The following is an 8,646-nucleotide window of genomic DNA, read 5'->3' on the forward strand; positions in this document are numbered from 1 at the left end:
TGTCAGATTGCCCGTTCGAGATATTCAGGAACCCAGTCATCAGGCTCCATTCCTTCATGATAAATACTTTCAAAAATTTCCAGATTATCTGCACTGGCAGACAATATTTTCAGATATCCACCAAGTCCCGATAAATCGAGTGTCGCAAGTGCTGAAAATGATTTACCATCCCCCTTTTTAAGACTGCTTTTTTTAATCAGGAACTGTCTCGACATTGGATCAAGATTTTTAACAATATTAAATTCTTCTGGTGTCAGCTTAAGCCCTTCCACATAATCATTGTAATCGGCATCAGGGTTAGCCAGATAAATACTGGTGCTGCATACTTCAACCACAGCCCGTGAAATCTTATTCTTCAGTATTTCATCCGGAGACTGAGTTGCCGGAATAACCAGCCCGTTCAGCTTACGAATTGTTTTCAGCTTGTTATAGACAAAGTCGCTGAATGCTTCATCCTGTAGCCATTTCCAGAACTCATCCAGGAAGATAACAAGACGCCGACCGTCAAGAAGCTGCGTAATGCGATACAGCAGATAGAAAGTAATTGGTGCACATACCATCGGATCATCAAGAAACTCGGTGCCATCAATGCCAAAATTATTGACATGCTGAATATTGAATGTGTCTTTAGCATTATCAAAAACCCAGCCATGAGCCTGACCATTAGCCCATTGGGACAACCGAAGGATAATCCCGTTCTCCTGCTCATCCCGATCATCTCTCTGCATAAGATGCTCAAGCATTCGGGTAATACCATATTCCCGCATTTCGCCAGGAGGAAAATCCATCACAGCATCAACACTTTCGCTAATAAGCAATCTTTCTCTTGTCGATAATCTTTCACCATTTCTGGTACACAGAATCTCCATCAGTTGCTTGACAAAAATACGATTACGTTTTGTTGCCTCCAGAGCAAAAGGATTCCATCCTGTCGGCTCACCGCTTTTTACGGTGTAATATTCCCCACCAAGCATTCTGATACATAATTCAGCCCCTCTGTCCTTATCAAGAAAGACACACGTTAACTTCTTATTTTTTGCAGAATCAGCAAAAGTTTCAGGGTTATTGTATTTCTGTAATGAACAGGCAAGATATGACAGAAAAATTGTCTTACCTGAACCCGACGATCCTATAACTTTAGTATTAGCAAGATTCTTTTCACCTGTTTCATCTTTAAACAGTACTGAGTTATGTAAATTCAGATAATACGCCTGTTTGCTTGGTGTTTTGAGAATAGCAACCGCTTCTGTCCAGCAGTTTTTATCGCGTTTCCCCTGGTAGAAATTATGGAATGATGCCAGTTCGACAAAATTTACATTCGATACCGGAGATAAACGCGGTCTTAAATGAAAAACCGCCGGAAGCTGGGCAAAATATGCTGCTGGCAATGACATGGTTGACAATGCCGGAATAATGCCCAGGTCAGTAAAGTCTGCCGTAATTTTACTTACAGATTCGTCAAGCTCCCTGATACTGTCCGCCATTACCATTAGCGTGAAATGGTAGTAACCAAAGGATATATCACCGGACACAATATCATTTTTTGCCTTTTCCAGTTCCTGCAATTGAGTAACCGCATCATCTTCTGTACTCTTTAACTGTTTTTCCGCACGTTTAATGGTACTCAATGCTTCTGATTTGCTCATGGATGTATATGAATGCGTAATAATATAGTCAGCATCAGAATACTGGAGCACATCAAAAACACCGGATGCAGTCTCACTACAGAAATCTTTAATTTCAATAGAACGAAAGAATTTATTTCCATCAATGCGGCATATCTGTCCGGTATCATGATTAAAAAATACATCCACTCCACCAAGAACGTTATACACCGGAGAATCAGTGACTCTGATTTTTTGCAACTTCCCTGTCAAAAGATAATTATAGAATGACAGTTGAGAAGAAAATACCTTTCCGTTCTCCTCATACATACCAAGAAGTTTACAAGTAAATTTATCAAGAGCGCCAGAGAATGTATTAATCATTTCATTCATTCTCTTCACATGAATGTTAATATCATCTTTCTTTTCTTTAATACTTTTTTTGCGTTTTTCCAGTTTTTCTACACGCCCGTCTGGTCTGTAGATCAGCGTAAAGTAAAGAGTGTTCCCCTTGAATTTATTTTTCTTCATCGAACCATAATAACAGTCTGATATTATATCAGCATATTTATTACCTGATTTTGTGGTAAAGGCATCATAAAAACTCGCCCTGCATGAATGGTTATAAAATGAAACGGGCAGTCCGGAAAATGAACGAACAAGAGTGGCAACCTGTGAGTCAATAGTTTCTAACATCTCCGCAGAGATTGACTCAAAGTTAATCCCCATCAGTTGCCATGTCGCTACATAATCACCGTTTTTTGTTTTGACGATGTTTTTATCAACGTGGCTTGAATATGGGATATATTTACCAGTAGTGATTCGCTCATTCAGTTTCATGGCATTAACAAACTCATCAATTTCAACAGCTTCATATTGTCCGGAGAGGAACGCTCGTGCGCCAAAAAAACGATTACACACTGAGTTTCCGAGCATTTTCAGCTTAAGAAAGTAAAGGTTAAAAATGTGGTCGTCCTGTTTAGTGATCATTCTGAGAACAAAAACCGCGACAGGAATAGCCAGCCAGATCAGCTTGCTGATATAAACCCCCGCCAGAAATAACGCCCCTGCAACCACAGTAAGAGGGACGACAGGAACACCCACATACATAGCAGGGCGTGTCATCGCTTTATAAAGTGTAGACATACTATCGTCCCCGCTTTATTAGTTAACCATCATTGATGCAACTTCAGCCGCACTGGCGATAACAATTGCCCCGATGATGATAGGTGAGCATTCACGAATCGTGCTTCCACCAAACAGAACCTTGTAGCCGACCCACAGACAGGCAATAGTCACCGTGACCAGTGAAAGGCCACTAAGCCCTGTTTTAACCTTTTCCAGCAGTGTTTCCGCTTTTGAAAATCCATCCGCAAAGGCCGGTGATGCAACTGTTGCCCCGGCGACTGCCATAACTACCTTATTTTTACGCTGCATTACAGCAGTGACAGATGAACTGATACGATTACATACTGATTTCTTAAATGACATTTTATAAGTCCTGTTAATTAATAACTTTTGTTGGATGTGAGTTATCAACAAAAGCAGATTTCAGAATGGTTTCGGGCCAGATAACTGACGCATTGTGTGAACGATTTTTTCGCTGTTCTCCCCCGTTGCTTCTTGTACCTGGTACAACATATTTTTTTTCGTTCCCTGTATAACCAATTCGCTCAACATAACTTGTATTATTAAATTCTTTTTCTTTTCGCTTACCGTTACTAAAATTTCCTGTATAGTAACAACTAAGCGCATTCTCCAGGCTCCTCCCTCGTTTATAACAATCCACGATAATCTTTTCGAAAACAGACAAGTTTTCACACGAATCAAGGAGTTTTTCTGCGGACGTGGAATAAAAAGAAAAATTACTGCTGGTAATCTGCATCAATCCGACAGAATAACGTCTTTTTCTGTTTTCAATTTCTCTGATAACTGTTAGAGCTTCCTCCTTACTTTTGGGCATATGACTGATAACACTTTTGCCATAGCTACCGCGTTCCCTTTCAGGAATAATTTCAGCCACAGCATAAGGATTGAAGCCACTCTCGACCCGTGCAATATCATTTATCGTATCCGGATGAACTGACGCCGCACACAGCAACAAGGCTGGGAATAAAGACGCCATAGCTAACGCTCCATATATCCATCAATACGCATACTCTGCATTAATAAGTAAATAATTTGCTTCCTCTTACTAAGCAAAGATGTTTTCGTTTTCTCTTCGATAAATGCATTCAACCTGGGATCGAGTTTTATCGTGACATAAACCCCTTTTTCCGATGACTTATCTGATTTCTCCTTCATTTAATCAATCCACTATAAGTGTGTTTTGGATTTGTTTTAGATGCGAACATGATTCGCAAAATAACAATGCTCAACAATACGATCAAATAACATTGACAAAATGGTCATATTATGATTCGTGTGATCATGCAAAAAAAAAGCGCCCATATGGGCGCTTTAGTATGATTTAAACATTAGTTAATCGAATGTAGGGACTGGAGCATCCTTCTGAGACTGAATAAACAATGCTTGTTTAACATTCTTACAGTTCTGAGAATCAGAGCCAGACTTCTCACACTCTGCCTGCTTTTGTTTAGCTTCCGTAAGATGCTGCCCCCACCAATCCACACTTTTTACTTCTTCACTACAACCAACAACGAAGAACGGCAAAGCAAAAAGCAGATATTTTTTCATAAATTCCCCCTCTCACTGATCCTGGAAAGACTTGACACGAGAAGGGCATTAGTCCGAATGAGTACCAGTGTTCTGATCCCTGCCAACGAGACACCTCCCAGTTCAGCTCTTACAGAATCGAGATATTTTCTGACAGTTGAAGGCTTTAGTCCTTTGAAATCAGCAATTTCATTCAGGGTATAGCCATAAGCGTACATCAGAATAATGTCTTTTTGTTGCTCACTCAAATGTTCTTCATCACTAAAAATTTGATGAAGTGCAGAAATGCAGATAGCATCATGCTCAGTCATGATAACCTCCCTCGTAGGTTGTTGTGATCAGCAGGTGAGCAAAGTAGCCGCTTTGTTCACCTGCGCCGAAATCAAATTAAAATCCCAGGCCTTTCCAGTTCCTCTCTTGCTGTATTCTTAGTTTTTTATGTTCTTCTGAATCCTTTGTAAACCCGTATTCAAGAGCAAAACCGATATTGTGACCTTGCTCATGTTTTCTGGATAGCTGTTTTTTAACGTCGCTCTCTTCCGGTTGCCTAGTTTCACGCTCATGAACCTGACGTTCTCTGTTCCGCTCAAGGGCAATATTTTCAATCTGCCAGTTATTGCGATGCGTTTCCCTGTAGCCTGCAACAGTTCCATCATCATTAAACATCGGGCTACGTACAAGCGTGGGAGCCAGTTTTTTAACTTTGATAAGCGTTCCTGGCTGGAGCTTTTCAGACTCGAAATGATTTTTCAGGTCTTTACCCCAAATCGTAACCTGTTTTCCACCTTTTAAAGTTTCATAAGTGAGGAAAGGTGTTCGTTTTTCCCCTGCCTTATTCTGATATGAAGTCTCCCCAAAATCCACAACCTTGTAAACATTCCGGAGTCTTTTCGGATTTTCAGCCTGTAATCGCTCAATCTCCCGTTTACGTTCGGGATCTTTTTTCCAGGTAGCAGTAACATCATATCCCATACCTTTCAGTTTTCTATGAAAACCGTTTCTGAACTTCCTGGTTTCAGATTTGGTAAGTCTTAATCTTCTTCCTGTTTCTTCATCACGAAGTTTAATATTAACATGTACATGAGGATGATCTTCTTTATCATCATGGTATACGGCAACGAAAGCATGGTTTGGATAAGTCTCTTTAAGAAATTCTACCGTAGCTTTCAGAGCGTCTTCCCTGCTTACTCCAGCTTCTGGTGGTGGTGAAAAGACCATGTTTTTCACATGATCGATGTTTTCTCCACGATATGTCCTGGAGTAATCATTTCCTTTAGATAAAGTTGAAGTAAACTCCCTGTTAAAGTCTTCTCCTTTCCCTGTTTGCTCTGAACCTTTTCCATCATAACAGTAAGCCTCAAGTTCACCATTACGGGTAATGTAATCAATACCGTTTTTGATACCTGCGGCTGTTTTACCTGAGCCAGTGATTTTAAAAGTGACTTCTTTTGTAGGTGTCCAGGTATATGCTTTCTTGTCCGCACCATGTCTGACTTTATGATTAAAAGCCGATTTACTGGCATGTATATGTCTTCCCGATAACTTAGGAGATTTCGGATCACGCCCAGTCCCTTTAGCGCGTTTAATACGGTATTCCTGTTCTACATACACACCCATAAATCACCCAAATCTGTTAACAACACTCTTGGTTAACGTTTCAAGTTTTGAATCAATTTGCTTACACAGTTCAATCACTTCAATAACGTCTTTTCTGAAATCTGGATCGTTAACCGTACAGAATCTTTCACCTTTTATGATAAAATGAATGTTGCGACCAACACGATCTACAGCAGTTGATAGTTTTTTAAGTTCCTTAACTTCATCAGGGTAAAGACAGACTTCACTCTTTAACAAAGACTGACGCACACGAATAGCAATTTCTCTGCTCATGCTCATGCCGTGAAGAGCAGCATTACGTTTAACAAGTTCTATTTCATGAGGGTAAAGACGCACTGATACCAGCTTTGCTGGTTCATTATTAACTGGGATGTTAACAGGCTTGGTTTCAATATTAAGCACGTTATGCTTAGCAAAAGCATTGATACTGGTAAATCCACTTAAAATAGCGTTATGTTCTGCAAATTTTAACTCATCATCACTTAGCCTGAACGCTATCATCTTCATAAGTCACCCCAACAGAGCCTGCGGCAGGCACAGGCAAAAACATCGTTTTTGGACAATCTGATTCAAATGTTAACATTTGACATCGGATTGTCTATCCTGCATTGATTGTACCATATGTGGCACTGTGCCTGGCTATAAAATCGTCGCTGCATATGTCCAGATTTCGTTGCTGAAAGATTCTTTCGTCTTCGACCATCAGGCAAACGTATAGCTGAAAGATTTGTGAAAGAAAAAACAGGCCTGGCAGGGCTGGGAATTGTTACGGCTGAAGCCGTAACGCTTTTTAAGTCCTCGCTGCGCTGCGGGGCTTCCGGCGCAAAGCGCCTCCCATGCCCTTACAGGGCATAAAAAACAAGGGCAATTAAGCCCCTGCGCGATGATTACTGACTTCTTCTTCCATCGCCATTTCAGCTACCCGACGATGCAGTTCTGGATCAAGCCTGACGTTAAACACGCCTTTAAACGGGGTATCAGGTTCCTTTCCATCCTCCACACAAGACTGTAAATACAGATCAACCGATGTTTTAAACTCCTGTTCCAGTTCTGCTTACAAAGGGGCAGAAAGCCCCTTTTTTATTTAAAACATTTCATACCCTTGCAGGTAGTTTAACCACCACCGGAATTGATCCCATTCGCTAAATTTCATTGCCGGAATTCTGGTTTCCCAGCCTTTGACAAGGGAGTCAGCAAGCTGTACGATCTGCCGCGTTGACATTTAAAAACCTCATTCAGTTTTGATTGTCGATAACGTGATCAGGTTGTTCCAGCAACCTGATCACTTTCACTTTTTCAGTTTTCAATCCTCCTTAGCATATTTTTCATTAAAATCTTGTTAGCTGAATCAAGATCAATATCGTACTTAAAAGCAATCAATTTTATTGCTTTCTTTTTTAGAAGTTTTTTTAATTCAGGTGTTGAGCATAGTTCTTTGTAAACCTGATGAAGATATACCCCATGTTCATCTTCAAACTTCCTGTCAATAACTGATGTATACATTATAGCGTCGAAACAATAATCATCATCTACAGGACAAGCAGGCCAGAACATCATCTCTACTGCCATTTTTTTAGCTTCAGTAAGCATATCCGATTCCGTGATCATTTTCTGTTTATATCTCCGCTGACAGTGGTTACGTCACCAGAAACATCTCCACAAGTAACATCACCGCTTACAGTGGTTATATCGCCATTAACCTGATGACAATCAACATCACCACTCACGGTTTCAACATCCCCAGCATTCCCATGAATACTGACATCAGCATTTTCGGTTACTATTTTATTTACATTCCCATGTATTTCTACCTTAATACTCCTGCCTTTAAAAACCACTGTTTTATTACCAATTTTAATACAATCATCAGTGACAACAATGTTTTCACTATTTTCTACCGAGACATGCTCTTTTCCATCGATGGTAATTTTATTACCGGCAACGATTAAACCTTTGCCAACAACATAAACACTTTTCATAAAATCAACTCCTTTCAGGAAAATGCAGGGATGCCCCTGCATTCATAATGCTTAACGAAGGCACTCAATAAAATCTTTAAAACTTAAGCATTCATCGCCATCTTTTAACGAATCAAAATATTTTTCATATTCGTCCCTGTAGAAAAGGACTAAATCAACATCACTCTGCTTAAGTTCGCCAAACTGAGGAACAATTCCGGTTTTATAGTCACGAATTTTATTGTTATCAGTAAATATGACAACATACTGTTGTCCCGTATCCTTATGCATAAGGATAATAGTGCAAAGCGTTACTCGTTCGAACGTGAAAACATGATTAGTGGTTGAAGTAAAAACAGATGAGCATTTCATTTTAAATCTCCTGCCCTGCTGGGCTATTGTGAGAGGGGCCATTCCCCTTTCGATGAAATAATAATACGACTTTTAAGTCGTATTTGCAAGTTTTCTCCCGTTTTTTTACTCGATAAGTGATTGTTATCACGTTTTTTAATCCGCGTAAGCGGATGGAAGGGGCGAACGAAAATACCAGGGCAGCACAGGAGCCACATCGCCCCGAAGCGCGGCGCAGCCGCTGACGAACGTACCAGGGTGCACAGGCCATCCCTTCACCCTGCAAAGCCCAACTGACCAGCAGGCCATGATTATGCTGATTTGCGCCGCAGAATGCCGCAGTTAGCGCGAGCGCCAGCGAGTTTACCCCGCCCTGGTGCATTGCAGCATGGCGGGGCGCTGTACTGCGCGTGTGAGCGTCAGCGAACTACGGGCGCAAC

At 40.7% G+C, this 8,646-nt stretch carries 10 protein-coding genes and 1 pseudogene; all 11 read right to left on the bottom strand.

Annotated features, from left to right (window positions below; translation table 11 throughout):
- Nucleotides 1-2 precede the first annotated feature (2 nt).
- Entirely contained in the window at nucleotides 3-2,750 is a 2,748-nt protein-coding gene (locus WC5_RS00105; RefSeq protein WP_016231857.1) for a VirB4 family type IV secretion/conjugal transfer ATPase, read from the bottom strand.
- An 18-nt stretch (nucleotides 2,751-2,768) separates the two neighbouring features.
- On the bottom strand, nucleotides 2,769-3,095 hold the full coding sequence (locus WC5_RS00100) for a TrbC/VirB2 family protein (RefSeq protein ID WP_000008647.1): 327 nt from the start codon (nucleotides 3,093-3,095) through the stop codon (nucleotides 2,769-2,771).
- Between the two features lie 13 nt (nucleotides 3,096-3,108).
- Nucleotides 3,109-3,729 carry a lytic transglycosylase domain-containing protein gene (locus tag WC5_RS00095; protein WP_000157549.1) on the bottom strand — a complete coding sequence of 207 codons (621 nt, stop codon included), beginning with the start codon at nucleotides 3,727-3,729 and terminating at the stop codon, nucleotides 3,109-3,111.
- Between the two features lie 356 nt (nucleotides 3,730-4,085).
- Nucleotides 4,086-4,301 carry an EexN family lipoprotein gene (locus tag WC5_RS00090; RefSeq protein WP_000760375.1) on the bottom strand — a complete coding sequence of 72 codons (216 nt, stop codon included), beginning with the start codon at nucleotides 4,299-4,301 and terminating at the stop codon, nucleotides 4,086-4,088.
- Complete coding sequence (locus WC5_RS00085; RefSeq protein ID WP_000134733.1) at nucleotides 4,298-4,591, bottom strand: helix-turn-helix transcriptional regulator; 294 nt, start codon at nucleotides 4,589-4,591, stop codon at nucleotides 4,298-4,300. Before WC5_RS00085 ends, WC5_RS00090 begins: the two co-directional genes overlap by 4 nt.
- A 76-nt stretch (nucleotides 4,592-4,667) precedes the next feature.
- Nucleotides 4,668-5,897 carry a DNA relaxase/nickase TaxC gene (gene taxC, locus WC5_RS00080; protein ID WP_016231858.1) on the bottom strand — a complete coding sequence of 410 codons (1,230 nt, stop codon included), beginning with the start codon at nucleotides 5,895-5,897 and terminating at the stop codon, nucleotides 4,668-4,670.
- A 3-nt stretch (nucleotides 5,898-5,900) separates the two neighbouring features.
- Nucleotides 5,901-6,404, bottom strand: a complete 504-nt coding sequence (taxA, locus tag WC5_RS00075; protein WP_000781813.1) for a relaxosome-coupling protein TaxA — start codon at nucleotides 6,402-6,404, stop codon at nucleotides 5,901-5,903.
- Between the two features lie 361 nt (nucleotides 6,405-6,765).
- Nucleotides 6,766-6,951: pseudogene (locus WC5_RS24540) on the bottom strand (toxin-antitoxin system HicB family antitoxin); the annotation flags it as partial.
- A 242-nt stretch (nucleotides 6,952-7,193) separates the two neighbouring features.
- On the bottom strand, nucleotides 7,194-7,487 hold the full coding sequence (locus tag WC5_RS00070) for a hypothetical protein (RefSeq protein WP_000954638.1): 294 nt from the start codon (nucleotides 7,485-7,487) through the stop codon (nucleotides 7,194-7,196).
- A 14-nt stretch (nucleotides 7,488-7,501) separates the two neighbouring features.
- Nucleotides 7,502-7,918 carry a DUF4097 family beta strand repeat-containing protein gene (locus WC5_RS00065; RefSeq protein ID WP_012421208.1) on the bottom strand — a complete coding sequence of 139 codons (417 nt, stop codon included), beginning with the start codon at nucleotides 7,916-7,918 and terminating at the stop codon, nucleotides 7,502-7,504.
- 9 nt (nucleotides 7,919-7,927) lie between these two features.
- Nucleotides 7,928-8,227 (bottom strand): hypothetical protein, encoded by a 300-nt coding sequence (locus WC5_RS25070; protein ID WP_000650311.1) that lies wholly within the window; start codon nucleotides 8,225-8,227, stop codon nucleotides 7,928-7,930.
- Nucleotides 8,228-8,646 lie beyond the last annotated feature (419 nt).

Source organism: Escherichia sp. KTE114 (assembly GCF_000407765.1).
GTDB lineage: Bacteria > Pseudomonadota > Gammaproteobacteria > Enterobacterales > Enterobacteriaceae > Escherichia > Escherichia ruysiae.

What these genes read in the sequence shown, in the direction of transcription:
- WC5_RS00070 (WP_000954638.1), bottom strand. Translation starts at nt 7,487, where the DNA reads ATGCTTACTGAAGCTAAAAAAATGGCAGTAGAGATGATGTTCTGGCCT.
- taxA (WP_000781813.1), bottom strand. Translation starts at nt 6,404, where the DNA reads ATGAAGATGATAGCGTTCAGGCTAAGTGATGATGAGTTAAAATTTGCA.
- WC5_RS00065 (WP_012421208.1), bottom strand. Translation starts at nt 7,918, where the DNA reads ATGCAGGGGCATCCCTGCATTTTCCTGAAAGGAGTTGATTTTATGAAA.
- WC5_RS00085 (WP_000134733.1), bottom strand. Translation starts at nt 4,591, where the DNA reads ATGACTGAGCATGATGCTATCTGCATTTCTGCACTTCATCAAATTTTT.
- taxC (WP_016231858.1), bottom strand. Translation starts at nt 5,897, where the DNA reads ATGGGTGTGTATGTAGAACAGGAATACCGTATTAAACGCGCTAAAGGG.
- WC5_RS00095 (WP_000157549.1), bottom strand. Translation starts at nt 3,729, where the DNA reads ATGGCGTCTTTATTCCCAGCCTTGTTGCTGTGTGCGGCGTCAGTTCAT.
- WC5_RS00105 (WP_016231857.1), bottom strand. Translation starts at nt 2,750, where the DNA reads ATGTCTACACTTTATAAAGCGATGACACGCCCTGCTATGTATGTGGGT.
- WC5_RS00090 (WP_000760375.1), bottom strand. Translation starts at nt 4,301, where the DNA reads ATGAAAAAATATCTGCTTTTTGCTTTGCCGTTCTTCGTTGTTGGTTGT.
- WC5_RS00100 (WP_000008647.1), bottom strand. Translation starts at nt 3,095, where the DNA reads ATGTCATTTAAGAAATCAGTATGTAATCGTATCAGTTCATCTGTCACT.
- WC5_RS25070 (WP_000650311.1), bottom strand. Translation starts at nt 8,227, where the DNA reads ATGAAATGCTCATCTGTTTTTACTTCAACCACTAATCATGTTTTCACG.